Origin of the sequence: Hankyongella ginsenosidimutans, assembly GCF_005144965.1 — a bacterium.
GTDB lineage: Bacteria > Pseudomonadota > Alphaproteobacteria > Sphingomonadales > Sphingomonadaceae > Hankyongella > Hankyongella ginsenosidimutans.
Genome location: NZ_CP039704.1, coordinates 1454747 through 1475293 on the forward strand (window position 1 = coordinate 1454747; position 20547 = coordinate 1475293).

General features: G+C 65.1%; 19 protein-coding genes and 6 pseudogenes. 10 read left to right on the top strand and 15 right to left on the bottom strand.

Annotated elements, in window-relative coordinates; all coding sequences use genetic code 11:
* Nucleotides 1-166 precede the first annotated feature (166 nt).
* A pseudogene (locus tag E6W36_RS08475) lies at nucleotides 167-915 on the top strand (alpha/beta hydrolase).
* A 194-nt stretch (nucleotides 916-1109) separates the two neighbouring features.
* Here E6W36_RS08475 and typA read toward each other — a convergent pair.
* Both typA and E6W36_RS21975 read right to left on the bottom strand, forming a co-directional pair.
* A pseudogene (typA, locus tag E6W36_RS08480) lies at nucleotides 1110-2929 on the bottom strand (translational GTPase TypA).
* Nucleotides 2930-3101: 172 nt separating this feature from the next.
* Nucleotides 3102-3314 carry a hypothetical protein gene (locus E6W36_RS21975; RefSeq protein ID WP_342776627.1) on the bottom strand — a complete coding sequence of 71 codons (213 nt, stop codon included), beginning with the start codon at nucleotides 3312-3314 and terminating at the stop codon, nucleotides 3102-3104.
* On the opposite strand from E6W36_RS21975, the gene E6W36_RS08485 reads away from it, so the two are divergent.
* Nucleotides 3306-3995 (top strand): SPFH domain-containing protein, encoded by a 690-nt coding sequence (locus E6W36_RS08485; protein WP_342776628.1) that lies wholly within the window; start codon nucleotides 3306-3308, stop codon nucleotides 3993-3995. The genes E6W36_RS21975 and E6W36_RS08485 overlap by 9 nt on opposite strands.
* Before the next feature lie 2 nt (nucleotides 3996-3997).
* On the top strand, nucleotides 3998-4204 hold the full coding sequence (locus tag E6W36_RS08490; protein ID WP_222872304.1) for a type II toxin-antitoxin system antitoxin: 207 nt from the start codon (nucleotides 3998-4000) through the stop codon (nucleotides 4202-4204).
* Nucleotides 4205-4334: 130 nt separating this feature from the next.
* Here the strand turns inward: E6W36_RS08490 and E6W36_RS08495 are convergent, their stop codons facing one another.
* From E6W36_RS08495 to fliI, 3 genes and pseudogenes are all read right to left on the bottom strand, one after another.
* Nucleotides 4335-4520: a hypothetical protein gene (locus tag E6W36_RS08495; protein ID WP_222872305.1), complete on the bottom strand. Its 186-nt coding sequence runs from the start codon at nucleotides 4518-4520 to the stop codon at nucleotides 4335-4337.
* A 264-nt stretch (nucleotides 4521-4784) separates the two neighbouring features.
* Nucleotides 4785-5204: a flagellar FliJ family protein gene (locus tag E6W36_RS08500; protein ID WP_222872306.1), complete on the bottom strand. Its 420-nt coding sequence runs from the start codon at nucleotides 5202-5204 to the stop codon at nucleotides 4785-4787.
* A pseudogene (gene fliI, locus E6W36_RS08505) lies at nucleotides 5201-6468 on the bottom strand (flagellar protein export ATPase FliI). The gene E6W36_RS08500 and the pseudogene fliI overlap by 4 nt, the downstream one beginning before the upstream one ends.
* Here fliI and E6W36_RS23265 point away from each other — a divergent pair.
* The gene (locus tag E6W36_RS23265; RefSeq protein ID WP_222874533.1) at nucleotides 6379-6582 is read left to right on the top strand and encodes a hypothetical protein; all 204 of its coding nucleotides are present in this window, start codon (nucleotides 6379-6381) and stop codon (nucleotides 6580-6582) included. The pseudogene fliI and the gene E6W36_RS23265 overlap by 90 nt on opposite strands.
* 154 nt (nucleotides 6583-6736) lie before the next feature.
* A pseudogene (gene ctrA, locus E6W36_RS08515) lies at nucleotides 6737-7447 on the top strand (response regulator transcription factor CtrA).
* 184 nt (nucleotides 7448-7631) lie between these two features.
* On the opposite strand, the gene E6W36_RS08520 reads toward ctrA, so the two are convergent.
* From E6W36_RS08520 to E6W36_RS08530, 3 genes and pseudogenes are all read right to left on the bottom strand, one after another.
* Nucleotides 7632-7979: a DUF2794 domain-containing protein gene (locus E6W36_RS08520; RefSeq protein WP_222872307.1), complete on the bottom strand. Its 348-nt coding sequence runs from the start codon at nucleotides 7977-7979 to the stop codon at nucleotides 7632-7634.
* A 200-nt stretch (nucleotides 7980-8179) separates the two neighbouring features.
* On the bottom strand, nucleotides 8180-8869 hold the full coding sequence (gene cysE / locus E6W36_RS08525) for a serine O-acetyltransferase (RefSeq protein ID WP_222872308.1): 690 nt from the start codon (nucleotides 8867-8869) through the stop codon (nucleotides 8180-8182).
* Nucleotides 8870-8963: 94 nt separating this feature from the next.
* Nucleotides 8964-10219: pseudogene (locus E6W36_RS08530) on the bottom strand (dicarboxylate/amino acid:cation symporter).
* 94 nt (nucleotides 10220-10313) lie between these two features.
* Here E6W36_RS08530 and E6W36_RS08535 point away from each other — a divergent pair.
* Together E6W36_RS08535 and E6W36_RS08540 are read left to right on the top strand one after the other, a co-directional pair.
* A complete protein-coding gene (locus tag E6W36_RS08535) occupies nucleotides 10314-10871 on the top strand; it encodes a sulfite exporter TauE/SafE family protein (protein ID WP_222872309.1) in 558 nt (185 codons plus the stop codon).
* Nucleotides 10868-11152, top strand: coding sequence for a hypothetical protein (locus E6W36_RS08540; RefSeq protein ID WP_222872310.1), 285 nt, complete (start codon nucleotides 10868-10870; stop codon nucleotides 11150-11152). Before E6W36_RS08535 ends, E6W36_RS08540 begins: the two co-directional genes overlap by 4 nt.
* Before the next feature lie 369 nt (nucleotides 11153-11521).
* Here E6W36_RS08540 and E6W36_RS08545 read toward each other — a convergent pair whose 3' ends face one another.
* The 3 genes from E6W36_RS08545 to aceA form a co-directional block, all read right to left on the bottom strand.
* Nucleotides 11522-12691 carry a DUF2336 domain-containing protein gene (locus E6W36_RS08545; RefSeq protein WP_222872311.1) on the bottom strand — a complete coding sequence of 390 codons (1170 nt, stop codon included), beginning with the start codon at nucleotides 12689-12691 and terminating at the stop codon, nucleotides 11522-11524.
* A gap of 72 nt (nucleotides 12692-12763) precedes the next feature.
* Nucleotides 12764-13453 carry a DUF4167 domain-containing protein gene (locus E6W36_RS08550; RefSeq protein ID WP_425459620.1) on the bottom strand — a complete coding sequence of 230 codons (690 nt, stop codon included), beginning with the start codon at nucleotides 13451-13453 and terminating at the stop codon, nucleotides 12764-12766.
* A gap of 213 nt (nucleotides 13454-13666) precedes the next feature.
* Nucleotides 13667-14947, bottom strand: coding sequence for an isocitrate lyase (gene aceA, locus E6W36_RS08555; RefSeq protein ID WP_222872312.1), 1281 nt, complete (start codon nucleotides 14945-14947; stop codon nucleotides 13667-13669).
* A gap of 400 nt (nucleotides 14948-15347) precedes the next feature.
* Between aceA and E6W36_RS08560 the strand changes: the two genes are divergently transcribed.
* Nucleotides 15348-15851, top strand: coding sequence for a helix-turn-helix domain-containing protein (locus E6W36_RS08560; protein ID WP_222872313.1), 504 nt, complete (start codon nucleotides 15348-15350; stop codon nucleotides 15849-15851).
* A pseudogene (locus E6W36_RS23270) lies at nucleotides 15788-16719 on the top strand (helix-turn-helix domain-containing protein). Before E6W36_RS08560 ends, E6W36_RS23270 begins: the two are co-directional and overlap by 64 nt.
* Before the next feature lie 520 nt (nucleotides 16720-17239).
* On the opposite strand, the gene E6W36_RS08575 reads toward E6W36_RS23270, so the two are convergent.
* Together E6W36_RS08575 and E6W36_RS08580 are read right to left on the bottom strand one after the other, a co-directional pair.
* Nucleotides 17240-17980 carry a tetratricopeptide repeat protein gene (locus E6W36_RS08575; protein ID WP_222872316.1) on the bottom strand — a complete coding sequence of 247 codons (741 nt, stop codon included), beginning with the start codon at nucleotides 17978-17980 and terminating at the stop codon, nucleotides 17240-17242.
* Nucleotides 17981-18132: 152 nt separating this feature from the next.
* Complete coding sequence (locus E6W36_RS08580; protein ID WP_222872317.1) at nucleotides 18133-18612, bottom strand: YHS domain-containing (seleno)protein; 480 nt, start codon at nucleotides 18610-18612, stop codon at nucleotides 18133-18135.
* 679 nt (nucleotides 18613-19291) lie between these two features.
* Between E6W36_RS08580 and E6W36_RS08585 the strand changes: the two genes are divergently transcribed.
* A complete protein-coding gene (locus E6W36_RS08585; protein ID WP_222872318.1) occupies nucleotides 19292-19759 on the top strand; it encodes a VOC family protein in 468 nt (155 codons plus the stop codon).
* A gap of 28 nt (nucleotides 19760-19787) precedes the next feature.
* Here the strand turns inward: E6W36_RS08585 and E6W36_RS08590 are convergent, their stop codons facing one another.
* Nucleotides 19788-19949 (bottom strand): hypothetical protein, encoded by a 162-nt coding sequence (locus E6W36_RS08590; protein ID WP_222872319.1) that lies wholly within the window; start codon nucleotides 19947-19949, stop codon nucleotides 19788-19790.
* Nucleotides 19925-20299 carry a hypothetical protein gene (locus E6W36_RS08595; protein WP_222872320.1) on the bottom strand — a complete coding sequence of 125 codons (375 nt, stop codon included), beginning with the start codon at nucleotides 20297-20299 and terminating at the stop codon, nucleotides 19925-19927. Before E6W36_RS08595 ends, E6W36_RS08590 begins: the two co-directional genes overlap by 25 nt.
* Between the last annotated feature and the right edge of the window lie 248 nt (nucleotides 20300-20547).

The following is a 20547-nucleotide window of genomic DNA, read 5'->3' on the forward strand; positions in this document are numbered from 1 at the left end:
GGAGGGGTGGTGGACGCATGAGAGATTCGGGCTTTTCACCCTACCGTCCGTCTTTCAGACAGACACCTCCCCTTGAAGGGGAGGATCTTGCATCCGTGCGCCGGGAGCGGAAAATAGCCCCCGCGCCCCTCTCGACTCCTGCGTGTGCGCCCGCCACTGTAGGCGCATGCTGAAGGACCCTTACCGGCAACTGGACCGCGGCGACGGCGTGCGCCTGGCCTACGATCTGATCGATGGGCGCGGGCCGGCCCTGATGTTTCTGCCCGGCTACCTGTCCGACATGAACGGCACCAAGGCGCTGGCGCTCGCCGCGCAGGCAGGCGCGCACGGGCAGGCCATGGTTCGGTTCGATTATTCCGGCTGCGGCGCATCTGGCGGTGCCTTTGCCGACGGCTCGATCGGCCGCTGGCGGGACGATGCGCTGGCGGTGCTCGATGCTGCGGTCCCGGGTCCGGTGGTGCTGGTCGGTTCGTCGATGGGCGGCTGGATCGCACTGCTGATGGCGCTCGCCCGCCCGCGGCAGGTCGCAGGGCTGGTGCTGGTCGCGCCTGCGCCGGACTTCACGGAGTGGGGTCTGGAGCTTGGCGGCGCTGATCGCACCCTGCTGGCGCAAAGGGCTACATCGAGCGGCCAAGCGCCTATGGGCCGGAGCCCTACCGCTACCACCGCGCCCTCCTTGAGGATGCCCCGGCGCGCACACTGCTGGACAAGGACCTGCCGATCCAGTGTCCGGTGCGTCTGCTGCACGGCCAGGCCGATATGGATGTGCCGTGGGAACTCTCGCTCGCGATCGCCGAGCGCCTGCAGGCCGCGGATGTCCGCGTCATGCTGGTCAAGGATGGCGACCACCGCTTGTCGCGCCCGCAGGATCTGGCGCTGCTGCTGCGCGCGGTCGAGGAATTCGGGAGTGGATGATTTGAGAGTCTGATGACTTTGGATGGGATCGCCATTCCGATCTTCACTGAAGCAGGCTGTAAAGTCCGCTCGTGGTGAGCTCGGACAGAACCACGAGCCGCTCAGCCCTTCTGCCCAAGCTCAGCAGCCATTATTGCGCCGCGCTCCAGCTTGACTGGCGTGCGGTTTTATCACCCGGAGGAGGCTGTGGCGCGCTACTCGGCGGCGCGGGACGCCTTCTTGCGCTCGTGGGGGTTCAGGTGGATCTTGCGCAGGCGGATGTTCTTGGGCGTCACTTCCACCAGCTCGTCGTCGGCGATGTAGGCGATCGCCTGTTCGAGCGTCAGCTTGCGCGGCGGGGTCAGACGCACGTTCTCGTCCTTGCCGGATGCGCGGAAGTTGGTGAGCTGCTTGGCCTTCAGCGGGTTGACCTCAAGATCGTTGTCCTTGGCGTTCTCGCCGATGATCATGCCCTCGTAGACCTCGTCGCCGATGTCGACCATGATGATCCCGCGCTCCTCCAGCCCCTGCAGCGCGTAGCCCACTGCCTGGCCTGAACCGTTGGAGATCAGCACGCCGTTCTGGCGGCCGCCGATCGGCCCCTTGTACGGGCCGTAGCTGTCGAACAGGCGGTTCATGATGCCGGTGCCGCGGGTGTCCGAGAGGAACTCGCCATGGTAGCCGATGAGGCCGCGCGACGGCGCGCGGAAGGTGATGCGGGTCTTGCCGCCGCCCGACGGGCGCATGTCGGTCATCTCGGCCTTGCGCAGGCTCATCTTCTCGACCACCACGCCGGAATAGGCGTCGTCCACGTCGATCTGCACGGTCTCGAACGGCTCCTCGCGATCACCGGTTTCCTCGTTCTTGCGCAGGATCACGCGCGGGCGGGCGATCGACAGCTCGAAGCCCTCGCGGCGCATGGTCTCGATCAGCACCCCGAGCTGGAGTTCGCCGCGGCCGGCAACGTCGAAGCTGTCCTTGTCGTCGGACTCGGTGACGCGGATCGCGACATTGCCTTCGGCCTCGCGCATCAGGCGGTCGCGGATCAGCCGGCTGGTCACCTTGTCGCCCTCGCGCCCGGCCATCGGGCTGTCGTTGACCGAGAAGCGCATGGACAGCGTCGGCGGATCGATCGGGGTGGCCGGGATCGGCGCCTCGACCAGGAGGTCGCAGATGGTCTGGCCCACGGTGCCCTCGAGCAGACCGGCCAGCGCCACGATCTCGCCGGCGACCACTTCGTCAACCGGCACGCGCTCCAACCCGCGATAGGCGAGCAGCTTGGTCGCGCGACCCTGCTCGATGACCTTGCCCTGCTGGTCCAGCACCTTGATCGGCGCGTTGACCTTGAGCCTGCCCTGCTGCACCCGGCCGGTCAGCACCCGGCCGAGGAACTGCTCGCGGTCCAGCAGCGAGGCCAGCATGGCGAACGGCGCATCCGGATCGCCGACCTTGGGCTCCGGCACGTGGCGCACGATCAGATCGAACAGCGGGGCAAGCGTGCCCTCGCGCACGTCCTCGTTCTCGCCGACGTAACCGCCGCGGCCCGATCCATAGAGGACCGGGAAATCGCACTGCTCGTCGGAGGCCTCGAGCGCCACGAACAGGTCGAAAATCTCGTTCAGCACTTCTTCGGGGCGGCCATCCGGGCGGTCGATCTTGTTGACGACCACAATGGGGCGCAGGCCAAGCGCCAGCGCCTTCATGGTGACGAACTTGGTCTGCGGCATCGGCCCTTCGGACGCATCGACCAGCAGGATCACGCCGTCGACCATCGAGAGGATACGCTCCACCTCGCCGCCGAAGTCAGCGTGGCCGGGCGTATCGACGATGTTGATGCGGGTGCCCTGCCACTCGACCGAGGTGCACTTGGCGAGAATGGTGATGCCGCGTTCCTTTCCAGGTCGTTGCGGTCCATGGCGCGCTCTTCGATGCGCTGGTTGTCGCGGTAGGTGCCGGACTGACGGAACAGCTGATCGACGAGCGTGGTCTTGCCGTGGTCGACGTGGGCAATGATGGCAATGTTGCGAAGCGACATGAATACACCTGGCTAAAGGAAGGCCTCCCTCTGTCAGAAAGCCGATTGAGCCGCAAGCTTAACGGCAGCGCAAAGCGCGTGCGCAGCATGGGACGACGCGGGATGCCGGCCGGTTTCTACTGCGCCAGCTCAGAACGCTTGCATTTTGCGCCACGCTTGATACAAGATGATATCATTTTGAGGGAGAGCAACCCATGTCACTGCCTGCCACCTTGAGCCACAGCAGCGAGCGCCCGGCGCGCGGCATCTCCAACGGGATCGGCATGCTGCTGACCCTGTTGGCGATCACGGTGCTGATCCCGCTGGTTGCGCCGCGCTTCCCGGTTCTGATCGTGCCGCTCGGGATCGCCTGGTTTGTGATCGTCGGCGGCTTTTCGTGCTGCAACCGAACCAGGCCGCCGCCATCCTGCTGTTCGGCGCCTATCGCGGCACCGAACGCACGACCGGCCTGCGCTGGGTGCTGCCCTGGTACACCCGCAAGAAAATCTCGGTGCGCGTCCACAACAGCCAGTCGCCGACCATGAAGGTGAACGACAAGCGCGGCAACCCGGTCGAGATCGCCGTGGTCGTCGTCTGGCGGGTGGCGGACACCGCCCAGGCGCTGTTCGACGTAGAAGACTACAAGCACTTCGTGGAAATCCAGATCGAGTCCGCGACCCGGACCATCGCCAGCCAATACCCCTACGACGACATCGAACACCACGAGAAGACGCTGCGCGCCGACGCCGACGACGTGTGCGCGCAATTGCGCGACGAGATTCAGGCGCGGGTGCAGGTGGCGGGCGTCCAGATCGACGAGGCGCGGCTGGCTCACCTGGCCTATGCGCCCGAGATCGCCGGCGCGATGCTGCGCCGCCAGCAGGCGGAAGCCGTGATCGCCGCGCGCGCCAAGCTGGTGGAAGGCGCCGTGACCATGGTGCAGTCGGCGCTCGAGATGCTGTCGCAGAAGGGTGTGGTGGAGCTTGACGACGAACGCCGCGCGGCCATGGTCTCGAACCTAATGGTCGTGCTGTGTGGCGAGCGCGAAACCCAGCCGGTCGTCAATACCGGCACGCTCTACAGCTGATCATGGCGCGCCCGCATCTTGGCCCGCGCCGCAGCTACCCGCTGCGGCTGGACCCGGCGCTGCTGGCGGCGATCGAACGGCTGGCGGCGGCGGAAATCCGCAGCGTCAACGGCCAGATCGAGGCGCTGCTGCGCGAGGCGCTGGTGGCGCGCGGGATAGGCGTGAAAGCGGGCGAGGACGACGCTGCCCCGCGCGGCGATCCACCCTGATGGTTCTGGATTGCCGCGTCGGCCTGACAGGCCTCCTCGCAATGACGATCCCATCACATGTCAGCAGGCTCTAAAGCGGCCCATCCATGCACCGAACACATAGCTTTCAGGCCGCCCAGTCATGGCTGCTTTACGCGGCCTTGTTGGCGCTCCAGTCGTGGAACAGCGCGAAACCCGAAGCCCGGCTGGTCAATGTGGCAAGGCTGCGGCGCGCGCCGAGGCGGCGCGGCGCACGCTCCGTGCGCACGACCGGATCGGCCGGCAGTTCGCTCGAGAGCGCAGTCGCAGCAAAAGTCTTGGCGAGCAGAATGGACATAATGACCTCGTAAACATCAGGGGTTAACGGTCAGGCCTTTGATGCCATCGGGAGAAGCAGTCTCGCCTCACCTCAAGCGATCAGGTCCTCGCGCCACGGTTGACGCTTATTTACATTGCGGCGCAGCAAAGAAGGAGGGCCGCAAATCGCACGTGAGGTATGCGTAATTTGCATGCAGGGCGATCAAGTGTATGAAATGAGCGATAAATGGCAGTCTTGATGGCAAACGCTGCAATGCAGTGCCATCTGGCTTGAGAGGCCGCGCTATAGATCGCCTGCGTTCCGGATGTGGCGTTGGAGCGCCGCCTCGTCGAACTCCGCCTGTTCTTTCTGCGCTTCTTCGCGCCGCCGCGCTTCGCGGAATTTCTCGGCGGCGAGGTCCAGCGTCTTGAATTCGCCGAATTCCGCCTCGATGCGTGCGGCCAGCGCGTCGACCTCGGCGTCAAGGCGGGTGATGTCGCGACGAAGCTGCACTTCGATCCCGCGCATCCGCGCCAGATAGGCACCGAAGTCGGCGAACGGCGCGGCCGGCAAAGCCGCGCGCTCCGTCTCGATGGCGGCAAAATGCGCGGTCAAGCGGCGATGCGCTTCCTCCCGGCGGGCTTCCGCCAGCGCCATTTCGCGCCGCAGGGCATCAAGCGCATTCTTGCGCAGCCGCACGACCGTGTCGTACGGCGTCTTCATTCAATGCCGCCGGCCTGCGCGAGGATCGCCTCAAGTGCATCGAAGGTCTCGGCCGCGCGCATGCAGCTGCCCTTGCGTTGGGTCAGCAGCGCCTCGATCTGCGGCGCGACCAGCAGCGCGGCATCGACCTCCGGGTTCGATCCCTGCCGGTAGGCCGAGCCGGATCATCTCTTCCATGTCCGTGTAGACGGACAGATGCCGCTTGGCGGTGCGCAGGATGGCGTTCTGGCGCTCGTTGTGCGCGCCGGGCAGGGTCCGTGAAACGGACTTCAGCAGATTGACCGCCGGATAGCGCCCGCGTTCGGCAATCGCACGCTGCATGACGATATGGCCGTCGAGGATGCCGCGCACGGCGTCGGCGATCGGTTCGTTATGGTCGTCGCCGTCAACGAGCACGGTGAACAGACCGGAGATCGCGCCGCCGGCCTCCGTGCCTGGCCCCGCACGCTCCAGCAGCCGCGGCAGCTCGGCGAAGACCGTCGGCGTATAACCCTTGCTGGCTGGCGGTTCGCCGCAGGCCAGGCCGATCTCGCGCTGCGCCATCGCGAAGCGGGTGACCGAATCCATCAGGCACAGCACGTGCTGGCCCTGGTCGCGGAAATGCTCGGCGATCGCCAAGGTCAGATAGGCGGCCTGGCGCCGCAGCAGCGCCGGCTCGTCCGAGGTCGCCACCACCACGACGGAACGGGCAAGGCCCTCCGGCCCAAGGTCGTCCTCCAGGAATTCCTGCACCTCGCGGCCACGCTCGCCGATCAGGCCGATGACCGCGACATCGCACTCCGTGTTGCGTGCCAGCATGGACAGCAGCACCGACTTGCCGACGCCGGAGCCAGCGAACAGGCCGAGGCGCTGGCCGGTGCAGCAGGGGCAAACACATTGAGCGCCGCAACGCCAAGATCGATCTTGGCTCCAACCCGCTGGCGCGCATGCGCGGACGGGGCGCCGCGCGGATCGGGCGCGCGACCGGGCCGGATGGCAGCGGCCCGAGCCCATCGACCGGCTCGCCGAGGCCATTCACCACGCGACCAAGCCAGCTCTGCGATGGCGCGACGCTGGCGACGCCCGCCTCGACATAAGCCTTGCAGCCGACGCCAATGCCATCGACCGGCGCGAACGGCAGGCACTGCGCCACGCCGTCCCGAAAGCCGATCACTTCCGCAGCGACGACACCGCCGTGCCGGTCCGCGAGATCGACTCGCGAGCCCATGGCGGCGACATGGGCGATGCCGCCGACCTCCAGCATCAGGCCGCGCACCGCGACCAGGCGGCCATAGGGGCGGCTGCGCTCGACGCGGCCGACCTCGCGACGCAGGGACTCGAAACTCAGGAAGGCGCACTCATGGCTCCGGGATGCCGGAACAGGGTTAACTCCCGGTAAAGCCAAAACCTAAGCGCGTTTTATGCTCTTTTTACGTGAGATAAACGAAAACCGTTAACGGCTTACCTTTTCTTAACGATTATTGATAATGATGGCCCTATTAACCACGAGCACCGACGGGCGGGTGCCGCACCGCTCAACCAAGGGGTATAGCATGCGCGTACTTTTGATCGAAGACGACGCCAACACCGCAAAGAGCATCGAGATGATGCTGGGCCGAAGGGTTCAATGTTTACGCCACCGACCTCGGCGAAGAGGGTCTGGATCTGGGTAAACTCTACGATTACGACATCATTCTTCTCGACCTGCAGCTTCCGGATATGCACGGCTATGAAGTGCTCAAGAAGCTGCGCCTCTCAAGGTCTCGACCCCCATCCTCATACTCTCCGGCAGCTCGGAGACCGAAACCAAGGTCAAGGGCCTCGGCTTCGGCGCTGACGACTACGTCACCAAGCCGTTCCACCGCGACGAGCTGGTCGCCCGCATCCACGCCGTGGTGCGCCGCTCGAAGGGCCATTCGCAGTCGGTGATCCGCACCGGCAAGCTGGCCGTGAACCTGGATACCAAGACCGTCGAGGTCGACAGCCAGCGCGTGCACCTGACCGGCAAGGAATATGCGATGCTTGAGCTGCTGTCGCTGCGCAAGGGCACGACCCTGACCAAGGAAATGTTCCTGAACCACCTGTACGGCGGCATGGACGAGCCGGAACTGAAGATCATCGACGTATTCATCTGCAAGCTGCGCAAGAAGCTGGCTGTCGCCTGCGGCGGCGACAGTTACATCGAGACCGTGTGGGGCCGCGGCTATGTGCTGCGCGACCCGGACGAAGGCGCAGCACCGATGACCAAGGCCGCCGTCGCCTGAGCGGGCAGGCTCCAGAGCGTGATGACACCAGGTTGAGTCACGTCTCCCCTTCCTGACCCTAGGGCCTGATCGGTTGAGGTTGAAGCATATGTGCTTCAACCGAGGGCGTGAATCAGGCTCTTATCAACAATTTAGACCATGATTCACGTTTCAGATTGATTCAATCTGAAACGTGAATCATGGTCTAAGCGTCCACCAGCTTGATGAGCCGGCGCTCGAGCAGTCGCAGCAGCGGTTCCAGCTCATGGCCCCGCTTCAGGACGCTGCCGGTCTGGCCGACCAGCATCCAGGCACCCTGGCGACGCATCAAGGCGGGGCATTTCACAATCTGCGCCTCGGGTCGTTCCGAGGTGCGCTTGTAGGCGCTGAACACCGCGCGGTCGGCATCGAACTCCAGCGCGTAATCCCGCCAGAGTCCCGCGACGACCATGCGGCCGTAAAGCCCGAGTATGGCGTTCAGTTCCGGCCGGTCGAAGGCGACCTGACGCGGCGTGCGGGGATGGACCGGGCGTCGGAAACAGCGGCGTGACATTGTCCATGGCACGAGGTTAGCCGAAGCAGCCGTCAGCGCAAGTACTTGTGCAGGGCCTAGACCCTTCCCGTTTTTGATTGAATCACTTTTGGTGAGGCAATCAAAACGGACAAGAAGGGTCTACACAAAGGGTGAGAGTTTCTTATCGCCCTCGCTTGAGGCCCTTGTGTTAAAGTGCCTCAATCTCAGTCGGAAAGGCTCTAGCTTCCGGTCCGGCGCGGCGTGTCGCGGTGCTCCGACTCCAGGGCGTTCAGTCGAGCCTGCAACTTTTCCATCTCGCAGCGGATGATCTCCAGGCGCTGGGTCTGCGGGTCATAGCGCTCGTCGCAGGGTGTGCCGTACGCAAGGAACTCGCGGGAGAAGTTGGCGGCGTCCATCAGCACGGGCTTGGCCGGGATGCCGACGACGGTGGCCGCCGCCATTACCTCGCGCGTCACGACCGCATTGGCGCCTACGCGCGCGTTCGCCCCGACCGTGATCGGCCCGAGAATCTGCGCGCCCGAGCCGATGATGACTCCGTTGGCGATGGTCGGGTGCCGCTTGCCGCCGATGCCACTCGCCGGATCGACGCCGCCAAGCGTGACGCCGTGGTACATGGTGACGTCGTCGCAGATTTCCGCCGTCTCGCCAATCACCACGCCCATGCCGTGGTCGATGAAGAAGCGTTTGCCGATCGTGGCGCCGGGGTGGATTTCAATGCCGGTCAACAGGCGGCCGATCTGCGAGAACAGCCGCGCCAGCCAATAGAATTCCAGCGTGTAGAACCAGTGGGCGATCCGGTGCCAGGCGAGCGCCCAGACCCCGGCGTAAAGCAGCACTTCCCACCGGCTGCGTGCGGAGGGGTCACGCGCTTTCACGGAGTCGAGGTAACCGACCAGGCTTTGCAGCATCAGATGTCTCCCGCGTTTGCGTACACCTACATCGGATCGCATGAGACGACCATAGAGCGTTTTCGACACGCATTGTTGCCGTAAAACAGACAACTCAGCCCGATGCAGCGGATGGGCGCTCGGCGTCCTCCGGACCCAGCGCTCCCTCCCACTTCGCGACGACCGAGGTCGCGATCGAGTTGCCGAGCACGTTGGTCGCGCTGCGCGCCATGTCGAGGAATTGGTCGATGGCGAGAATGAGCAGCAGCCCGGCCTCGGGGATCTTGAAATGTCCAAGCGTCGCCGCGATCACGACCAGCGACGCGCGCGGCACACCGGCCATGCCCTTGAAGTGACCATGAGCAGCAGCAGCATGGTCGCCTGCTGGCCGATGCTGAGATCGATGCCGTAGGCCTGCGCGATGAACAGCGTCGCGAAGGTGCAGTACATCATCGAACCGTCGAGGTTGAACGAATAGCCAAGCGGCAGCACGAAGCTGGCGATGCGCTTGGGGACACCGAAATTCTGCAGCTGTTCGAGGGTGCGCGGATAGGCGGCCTCCGAACTCGCGGTCGAGAAGGCGAGCAGGATCGGCGTGCGGATCATCGAAGACAGCCGCCCGACCCGACGCCCGATGACCAGGTAGCCCGCCAGCATCAGCAGCCCCAGAGCACGGCGAGCGCCAGGTAAAGCCGCCGATGAACTTGCCGTAGGTGATGAGGATGCCCAGCCCGCGCGTCGTGACAGTCGCGGCGACCGCAGCGAACACGGCGATCGGCGCGAACAGCATCACATAACCGGTCACGCGCAGCATGACCTGCGCGCCCTCCTCGATCAGGTGGGCGAGTCCTTCGTCTTCTCGCCGAGCGCCGCCATCGCCGTGCCGAAGAACAGAGAGAAAATAACGATCTGCAGGATTTCATTGTCGGCCATCGCCTTGACGGCAGAGGTCGGCACCAGGTGGGTCAGAAAGCCTTTGAGCGTGAAGTCCTGCGTCGCCAGCCCCGCCGACGCGCCGGCATCCGGCAGCTCCAGGCCCAGGCCGACGCCGGGCTGGAGGATCGAGACCATGACGATCCCGACCAGCAGCGACAAGACGGAGGCGCCAAGGAACCAACCCATGGTGCGCAGGCCGATTCGGCCAAGCGCGCTCGAGTCGCCCATGTGCGCAATGCCGGAAACCAGAGTCGTGAACACAAGCGGCGCAATGATCATTTTGATCATGCGCAGGAATACATCCGTCACGGTCGCCAAGGCGTCGGCGATGGCGTTGAGCTGCGCGGGGTCGGAGATTTGCGCGTTGAAGGTTGCGCCGGTCACGATGCCGATAATCATGGCGATGAGAATGATGAACGTGAACCGTTTCGCCATGCCGATGAAAATTCCCCGTAAAATTTCGCAGTTTCAGGGGCCGACGCAGCGCGCCGCCCCTCGGTTGCCGCACTAGGCCAGAAGCAGGCAGTGGATGCAACCCATACCGGCAGCACAGCCCGCGGGGCGTAAAGTATTTTCTTTGTTGAACAGGCTCATGCAGGTTGCCAGAGAGTTGGGCATGGAATTCTTGATGAGCCCCGAGTTCTGGTTATTCGCCGTCGTGGGCTTCCTGGCCCAGCTTTGCGACGGTGCGCTGGGCATGGGCTTCGGCGTCATCAGCTCGACCGTGCTGGCGTCGATGGGCGTCGAGCCGAAAATCGTCAGCGCCAGTGTGAATTCCGCCAAGATTGTCACAGGCGGCGCTGCCACCGTCTCCCACCTGATGTACCGTAACATCGACAGGCAACTGCTGCTGAGCCTTGGCCTCGGCGGCGTGATCGGCGCGACCATCGGGGTGCTGGTTCTGACGCAGTTGCCGACGAAATGGGTCCAAACCACTGTCAGCTGCTACCTGATCTGCGTTGGGATCATCATCTTGTCGCGCTATTTCCGCAAGGTCGAGCACCGCGAGCGCGCCGTCAACCCGACGGTGATCGGCATCGCCGGCGGCGTGCTGGAGTCGATCGCCGGGGTCTGGGGCCGCTGGTGACCACAAGCCTGGTCGAGCGCGGGCTGTCACCCCGCCTGGTGGTCGGCTCGGTAAGCGTGGCGGAGACCATCGTGGCGATCGCGGTCTCCGTGCTGCTGGTCTCCCACATGGGCTTCGACTCACTCAGCAGGAATGTGATCGGGCTTATGGCGGGCGCACTCATCGCCGCGCCGCTCGGCGCGCGCCTGACGCGCCGCATGCCGGCCCGGCTGTTGATGGCGGGCGTCGGCATCATGGTCATCACCAGCAGCGTGGTGCGCCTTTCCAAGCTTTATCTTTAGCAGGCGGTTGAAAAAGTGGAATTATATAGCTCCATTTCGTCATTCCGGCGAAGGCCGGAATCCATGGGAACATATATATACAACGAATATAAGGTGTTGGCCATGGACCCCGGCCTTCGCCGGGGTGACGGCTGTGCGTTTGGAGTGCTGGAAATCACTTTTCGGCAGCCTGTTAGAGTCTGATGACATTGGATGGGATCGCCATTCCGATCTTCACTGAAGCAGGCTGTAAAGTCCGCTCGTGGTGAGCTGGACGAACCACGAGCCGCTCAACCCTTCGTCCAGCTCAGGGTGAGCGGGGAGGTTTCAAACTGAGACACGACCCTCTTTGCGTAGACCCTTCCGACTCGATATTCGGGCTGGAGCCGGTCAGCGCGCGAGGCGCAGGCGTGAGCGGCCGCCTACAGGCACCGGACGCTGGCCGGTTTCGATCCGGTGGATCGCCTCACGCAGTTCCGGCGACTGCTGCCAGTAGGCCAGTACCCGCTTGCAGTGATCAAGCTTCAGCCGATCGAACGTCGTCAGGATGCGCTCGAGGATGTTGAGCTTCAGCACGCCGTCGTTCACCCGGGCCGAGGCCAGGATCAACACCACATAAGAGACGATGTTGCGGACCATTCCAGCCGCCTTGGCAAGGATGATGAGACTCTCAAAACCGTTGTGGTTGATGGCGCGCCAGGCCAGTTCGTAGGAGATCCCCGCGCGCTCGGCGAAAGCGGCGACGAACAGCGGGATCTTCTGCTGGCGCAGCGCCTGCAGGATGAAATCATCGGTCAGCGCGCCGACCTGGCGCATGCGCCGGGCCAGCGCCAGCGCCTTGCCCTCGGTCGATTTCTCGTCGACGACCGGCAGCGCCGTCCGGGCGGCGCGGGCCATCGCGTTATCAAGGGTCTGCTCGTCGATCTCGAAATCGGTCAGGATGCGCCGGCGCAAGGCGGCCGACACCCACCAGTACATCTGGTAGGCCAGGCCGGGCGGCAGGTCGGCGCGGTCCAGCAACGGGCGGCGCCAGGCGTCAACCCGGCGGCTTTCCGCGACGACCAGCTCCATGGCCTCCCGGGAGATGGCGGCGCCGTGATTGCTGATGACAGCGGCGATCACATCGTCGCCGCCATGCTCGATCAGCGCATCGGTCACCGGCTCCTCGATGCGTGCGCGCGCCGCGATCGCCAGGCGGTGCTCATCGCTGCGGCGCTGGGCGATCTCCACCAGCATCGGGTCGTCGAGGATGCCGCTGTGCTCGAGTATGGGGCGCGCGATCTCGATTTCGTCGTTCGCCAGCAGATTGACGACGCCGGGCAGCACATCGGGTGCCTTGGACAACTCCCGCGCCAGTTCGTGGCGAATCTCGTGTTCGACGGTGGCAATCAACCGGCACAGGATATCGCTCATCATCGACTGTTCGCCGGCGCTCAGCGTGCGCGCGCTTTCGATGCTGACGCAGACCATGGTCTTGGCGAGCTGGGCGCGGCTTTCCACCGACCGGTCGGCGGCCAGAGCCAGCATGCGTCGAGCTTCGTGCGTGACACCCAGGGACATGAGGCGCTCCGGAGAGGAAGAGCGCATCAAATATGACACCCAGTTCTTAACAGGGCGTGAAAGGACCAAGGATTACAGCACGCTAATCGCGAATTTTAGAAATCGAGACTCAGGCGTCGGTTGCGGCAGGCTCGGCGCGTTCGGTCTTGCGCGGACGTCCACGCCGGCGGCGGGCGGCTCGGTTGCCGCCGCATCCGGCTCTGCCTGCGGGTCCGGCTCGGCGGGTGGCGCGGTTTCGATGGGTGGCGCCTGGAGAGCCGGGTGTTCGGCGGCGGGCGGCGCGCTTTCCGGCTCCGGGCGTTCGCGACCGGTGCGCTGGGGTTCCGCGCCGTCATCCTGGGCGTGATCCGACTCATAGTCGTCGTCGCCGTGCTCGTCCCGGTCCTGGTAGCCGCGCTCCTGAGGGCGTTGATCCTCGTAGCGGCTGCGGAATTCAGCCAGCACACGGTAATAGTGATCCGCGTGCTGCATATAGTATTCGCTCAGGATGCGGTCGCCGCTGGAGGCCGCATCACGCGCCAGATTCTTGTATTTTTCCAGGAGCTGCTGGGCGTTGCCGCGCACCCGCGCGTCCTGCCGGGCGACCTCGGCGGCGCGGTTACCCCCTGCTGCGGCGGCCGGTTCGATCCGCGGCCGCGGCGGCGGCCATTCTGTCCATTTCTCATCTTTGCCGTTCTCTAGAGCCTGATCGGTTGAGGTTGAAGCGTTGCAGCTTCGACCGGTGACCGTAAGAGGCGAACTCCTTCTGGCTTTCGCGCGCATGCACCGCCCGTTGCGCCTGCTGGCGAAAAGCCTGTACGGCCCTGCGCGACGACATGGTTATCAGGAGGTGTGCCTCGGCTACGCGCCATCAGCCCCTCTCTAGACGCAAGCGCCGCGTATTCCAAGCGGAAAGTCGGGGCGTCGCGCTTCTGGAGCGGGCGCAAAGAAACCCCGGACTGAGCCCGGGGAGTTTGCTGATGTATTCCGGTTGGATCAGGCCGCAGCGGTGAACTGGTCGGCCTCGGTCGATTCCTTGAGCGCGGTCGTCGAGGACTGGCCGCCGGCGATCGCCTGGGCGATGTCGTCGAAATAGCCGGTGCCGACTTCGCGCTGGTGGCGGGTCGCGGTGTAGCCGTTGGCTTCGGCGGCGAACTCGGCCTGCTGCAGCTCCGAGTAGGCGGCCATGCCACGATCCTTGTAGCCGCGTGCCAGCTCGAACATGCCGTAGTTCAGCTGGTGGAAGCCGGCGAGCGTCACGAACTGGAACTTGTAGCCCATGGCGCCGATCTCGCGCTGGAACTTCGCGATGGTGTCCTTGTCCAGGTTCTTTTCCCAGTTGAAGCTCGGCGAGCAGTTGTAGGCCATCATCTTGTCCGGATAGGCCTTCTTGATCGCCTCGGCGAAGCGCTTGGCATCGTTCAGGTCCGGGTGGCTGGTCTCCCACCAGATCAGGTCGCAGTGCTCGGCGTAGGCGAGGCCGCGCTTGATGCAGTGATCGACGCCCGTGCCGTCCTTCAGGCGGAAGAAGCCCTCGACCGTGCGTTCGCCGGTGCAGAACTCGCGGTCGCGCTCATCGATGTCGGAGGTCAGCAGCTTGGCCGACTCGGCGTCCGTGCGGGCGACGATGACCGTCGGCACGCCCATGACGTCGGCGGCCAGGCGCGCGGCGTCGAGGTTGCGGATGTGCGCCTGCGTCGGGATCAGCACCTTGCCGCCCAGGTGGCCGCACTTCTTCTCGGAAGCCAGCTGGTCCTCGAAGTGGACGCCGGCGGCACCGGCCTCGATATAGGCCTTCATGATCTCGAAGCAGTTCAGCGGGCCGCCGAAACCGGCTTCCGCGTCCGCCACGATCGGGGCGAACCAGTCGCGCTTGGCGCCGCCCTCGGCATGCTCGATCTGGTCGGCGCGCTGCAGGGTACGGTTGATGCGACGCGCCAGCTCGGGGCCGGCGTTCGCCGGGTACAGCGACTGGTCCGGGTACATCTGGCCGGCGGTGTTGGCGTCGGCGGCGACTTGCCAGCCCGAAAGATAGATCGCCTTCAGCCCGGCGCGGACCATCTGCATCGCCTGGTTGCCGGACAGCGCGCCAAGCGCGTTGATGTAGGGCTCGCTGTGCAGCAGCTCCCACAGCTTGTTGGCGGTGCGGGTGGCGAGCGTATGCTCGATGCGCACCGAGCCGCGCAGGCGCTCGACATCCGCGGCGGTGTAGGGACGGGTGACGTCCTTGTAGCGGCCCGCCGGGGTGTTCGGGATCAGGGTGGCGAAATCGGACATGCTCTACTCCTCAGTGTACGGCCCAGGGTTGGCGGCCGGAACAAGATGTTTACAAACTTTCACAGTGCGTCGCCGTGTTTTCGCTAAAGCAGCATTAACCAGCAAAATTATTGCTGGTTAATGACATGATTATTTGCACGAGCAGGGCTAACAACCGTGTTTGTTGCGAACACCTGACATGCGGTGTGTCCACGGTCAATGTGCAATGCAGCATGTCTTTTGACAAAAAGTCAAGCACTCCCCAATTTTTGTGTTAAGATGTAAAAGATGTCAAAGGATGCCCCATGAGCGACAGACTCGACGACGCGCCGGCCGCAGCGCTACCGGTTGCGGTGCGCCCGGCAGCGCCCCTGCGCCAACCCGCGGAGCGCAAGCTGTTGCCGGCCCGCGGCTGAAGCGCATGCGCGCGCAACTGGGCCTGACCCAGACGCGCATGGCCGAGGAACTCGGCGTCTCGGTCAGCTATCTGAACCTGATCGAGCGCAACCAGCGGCCGGTGACGGCGCAGTTCCTCCTGCGGCTGGCCGACGCCTACAATCTCGACATCCGCGACCTGATGAGCGAGGGCGCCGAGCAGAGCCTGGCCGAAGTCCTCGAGGTGATGACCGACCCGCTGTTCATCGGCCTCGACGTCAGCCGCCAGGAACTCGACGGGTTCGTACAGGGCGAGCCGCTGATGGCGCGCGCGCTGGTCAAGCTCTATGACGCCTACCGCCGGCTGCGACTCGCGCCATCCACGGGGAGAGCGCTGCCGGGCGCGGCATCGACGCGCCGACCGGGCCGCTGGAGGATGTGCGCGACATCATCGAACGCAGCCGCAACCACTTCGCCGAGATCGACGTGCTGGCGGAAACCGTCGCCGAGGACATCCGGCTGTCCAGCGACGATCTGTTCGCCGGCCTGAAGGAACGGCTGCGCCAGCGGCACGGGATCACCGTGCGGGTGCTGCCGATCGAGGCGATGCCCGATGCGCTGCGCCGCTTCGACTTCCACCGCCAGGAGCTGCACCTCTCCGAACTGCTGGATGCCGCCGGGCGCAACTTCAACTGCGCCCACCACCTGGGGCTGGTCGAGGCGCATGCGGAGATCAGCGCGGCGATCGAGGCGCTGTCCGTGGTCGACACCGCGACCCAGCGCCTGCTGCGCATCAACCTCGCCAACTATTTCGCCGCCGCGCTGATGATGCCTTACGGTCGCTTCCATGCCGCAGCCGAAACCTGCGGCTACGACCTGGAGCTGCTCGCCGCCCGGTTCGGCGCCAGCTTCGAGCAGGTGGCGCACCGGCTCACCACGCTGCAGCGACCGGGCCAGCGCGGCATTCCCTTCTTCATGATCCGGGTCGACCAGGCGGGCAACGTCTCGAAACGCTTCTCGGCGACGCGCTTCCACTTCTCGAAATACGGCGGCACCTGCCCGATCTGGTGCGTGCACACCTGCTTCCGCCAGCCGGGAAGGTGATCACCCAGCTCGCCGAGGTGCCGGACGGCACGCTGTACTTCACCGTCGCCCGCACGGTGCGCAACGGCTGGACGCCCTGGGGCGGCATCGAGCCGTCGTTCGCGATCGGGGTCGGCTGCGAACTGCGCTACGCCAAGTCCATGGTCTACACGCGCGGGCTCGATCTGGTCAGCCCGCAGGCGACGCCGATCGGCCCCGGCTGCGCCATGTGCGAGCGCGCGCACTGCCGCCAGCGCAGCCAGCCGCCGGCCGGCCAGCGCCTGCTGGTGGAGGAGGGCGTGCGCGGCCCGGCACCTTACAGCTTCCAGCCCTGAGGAGCCACCCCGGCCTGCGGCCACCCCTCCCGCGTGCGGGAGGGAGAGGCTGTGTGCAGCAGGTGCACGTCCTGCCTTGTGGCCTTAGACCTTGATTCGTTGAAAAGAGCCTGATTCACGCCATCGGCGGAAAGCAGACATGCTTTCCGCCTCAGCCGATCAGGCTCTCGGGCAGGGGAACGACCGGCGCTTATCTGTCACGGGCATCCGGGGCTGGACGACTTGGGTGGTTGGTCAGGTCAAGTCGCGTCCAGACTTGTCTGATGCTCCGGCCTTCCCGTCCGCTTCGGGTGTGACTCCAGGCGGGGACCGCCTGCACGGACTTTGCACGGGACACGTGCCCCAGTTGGCCGCGAGCGGTGTATGCGAAGCTTCGGCTGGGTCACCGGATGGCTTCGCGCCGGTCGCCCCGGTGCGGGAGGGCACCGGGCTGCCGCCCCTGCCTGCCGTGATCAGGGGCTGCAGGGACGCTCCATCATATAGCCAATATGGTTATAAATGTCAAGTGGAATGTGCCGATCTACTGCCCGGTGCCGTCGAGGTTCTGCCGGGCGAGGTTCGCGGAGTCGGGGTCGCGCGCCGCATTGTCGACGGCGGCTTGCCAGTCCTTGCGCGCGCCTGCCATGTCGCCGGCGCGGGCGCGGGCGTTGCCGCGCTCCAGCCGGATCGCGGGATCGTCCGGATCGAGGGCGAACGCCTGTTCGACAGCGCCCGCCGCCCCTGCTGTGTCGCCGGCGCGGCGCTGGGCGGTCGCCAGCAGCAGCCAGATGTCGGCGCGCTTGGGCAGTTCCTTGGCCGCGCTGCGCAGGTCGGCGATGCTCGCTGGCCAGTCCTGCGTGCTGGCGGCGGCACGGGCGCGGTCCACCAGCATCTCCGCGTAGCGCTCGGGTTCGGCCTGGACGAGCGCGATCGCCCGACTGAGCGCGGCGCGCGCCTCGGCCGGGCGGTTGGCGAGCAGCCAGGCGTTGCCGGCCTGTGCCAGCAGTTCGGCAGTCAAAGCCGGCTTGGCCGCCGCCTCGGCTGCGGCCTCGAGGGTCCGCGCGCCCTCGGCCGGCTGCTTGCTCGCGGCCTGTGCGACGCCGAGGCAATGCAACGCCGCCACCCCGCCGCCGCGCCTGGTCCAGGTCTCCGCCTCCAGCAGGGCGTCGGCGGGCGCGCGCTGCGCCTTGTCGAGGCAGCGACGATAATCGATGACGGGCTGCCGCGGGTCCGCAGGTGGGGTCTGCGTGGCGACGACAGCGGCGATGAGAAGGGAAATCATGCTGCGAATCTAGGGTCAGGACTCATTCTTAACGAGTCCTGACCCTAGGTGATTTGCCCGCAAGCGCGAGGCCGCATCATCCGGGCCACATATGAAAACCCCTCCGTCTGCCGCAGGGGCAAACGGAGGGGCCAAATTCACGCGACGGGGCTTCAGCCGTCGATCGAACGGGTCTTCACTTGCGGCCAGTTCGCATCGGCCTTCTTGATGTTGCCCGGGATATCCTTGCTCCAGGTCTTGGCGATGTCCGGATCCTTGTTGAAGTAGAGCTTGCCGTTCACCACCGTGCCGGTCGAGGGGTCCGTGCGGAACTTGCGCTCAACCGAGGCGCCATAGGCGCAGAAACCGCCATACTGCGGGGCGTAGGCCACCGGCTTGGCGTCGAACTTCGCCTTGTTGGCAGCGTCGGCGAAGTAATAGGTCGCACCTTGATACTTCGAGGCGAACTGCGCCTTGCCGGGCACGCCCTTGCCGCCGAAGTAGGATACCGGGTCCTGACCGTGGATCGCGACACCCTTGGCGTCGACGAACACTTCATCCTTCGCGAAAGCCGGCGTGGCAACCAGCGGCGCACTGAAGGCCAGGGTCGCAAGAGCGCCGAGAACGATACGACGCGTTGTCATGGTGATCATAGCTGTCTCCTCTGTTGGTAAACAGAACTGTTTACACAAGGGCGCTTCGGTGGCGGAAGCCATCTGGTTACAGACAGGAACAGGACATGAGAAATATTCCTCCAGCACCCGGATCGGCATATTACGCCTTCGCCCGCGCGCCGACAATCATGGTTAATTCCTGGGAGTGGATCATTCAGAAATATTGCCGCTCACCCTCGTTCCAGGAGACCTGTGCGCGGATGCAAAATCCTCCCCTTCAAGGGAGGTGTCCGTCTGAAAGGCGGACGGTGGGATAAGAAAATGCCAAGTATCCGCTGCCCCTCCACCACCCCAGAGCCTTTCCGACTGAGCTTGAGGCACTTGTGTTTAAGTGCCTCAAGCGAAAGCGATAAGAAAGGCTCTCACTCTTCGTGTAGACCCTTCTTGTTCATTTTGATTGCCTCACCAAAAGTGATCCAATCAAAAACGGCAAAGTCTAGGACTGCGCCGGGCGCACCTGCAACCTTACGCTTTCAGCGCTCTTATACAAGCTCCGTCGCTCCGGAGCCGGCCACAACGCCGAAGGGCGCAGACCGTCCACGTCCTGCGATTGAGCGGCGCATGACCATCTCTCGCTCGCTGCTCTTGGCTGTTATGTTCGGCCCAAGTGCAGTAGACTGCTGCCTGTCGCCCACGCGTAACATGGGGAGACCACGCGATGACCGAGCAGCAGACTGTAACCGCCTATCTGACCGTGAAGGACGCCCTGGGCGCTATCGATTTCTGCACCCGCGTGTTCGGCGCCGTCGTCACCACCGAGCCGCTGATGATGTCGGACGGCACGGTCGGCCATGCTGCCCTCAAGGTCGGCAACACGCAGATCATGCTGGCGGATGAATTTCCCCAGATGGGCTTTGTCTCGCCCGAGGCTCTGGGCGGCACGCCGGTTGCGTTCATAGTGCGGGTCGAAGATTGCGACGCCGCCTATGACATGGCGATGCGTGAAGGTGCCATGTCTTTGAGCCCGCCGGAAAACCAGTTCTGGGGCGACCGCATGGCGCGCATCATGTGCCCCTATGGTTACCGCTGGAACCTGGCCGCGAAGGTTGAGGACGTCAGCGACGCCGAGATGCGCGACCGCCTGGTCGCCATGCAGGCCTACACACCAGCCAGCGAGGACTCGTGAGCTGACGCTGCGCCCAAGCGCGCAAGGCTCAGGAGGAAGCCACCCGGCGTCCGAAGCTGCGCCGGGGCTGGCCGAAGCTGGGCGCAACGGGGTCCGCCAGCGCTGCGGGCCGGGCGAAGGCCGCCACGGGCGGCGGTGCCTCCAGCCGGTCGAGCGCCGTGTCGATCAGGCGGTCCAGCCTGCGCGCCACCGGCCCCTTGCGGGAGACCTGCCACCCGGCCCCAGCACCAGCCACAGCCCGGGAAACAGCAGCCAGTGCTGGAACAGGCCCCAGGTCACACCGGTCACGAACGCCAGCAGCCAGGTGCGCGGCAGCATGTCGGGCACCGCGTAGCGCCACTGGCTTTGCGTGCGGTGATTGTAGAGCGCGACCGCCACGCCGGACCAGCTGATGACGCTCACCCGGTCGCCGTCCGCCAGATCGAAGCTGTCGCCCGGCGTTGGCGCGTCGCACAGCCCCTGGTCCCAGGCCACCATCAGCGGCCGCGCGATCACCACCGCACCGGCGCGCACGGCGATCATCGTCTCGTCCAGGGGCACCCCAGAATTTGCGTTTCCACAGGCCGAACATCGCACCAGCCTAGCCGAGCGTCGCTAACGGACTGTGCAGGCTTGTGGTTAAGGCAGCTCTCCGCGATGACGTTCGCTGGGCCTGGCGTCATCGCGAGCGCCGCCAGCGCGTGGCGATCCATGAAATCACAGGTGTTCCTGGATCGCTTCGGCGCTTTGCGGCTCGCAATGACCGTTCCCCTGAAGAAGAAAGACCGGGGTTCAAAATAGAGGGCTAG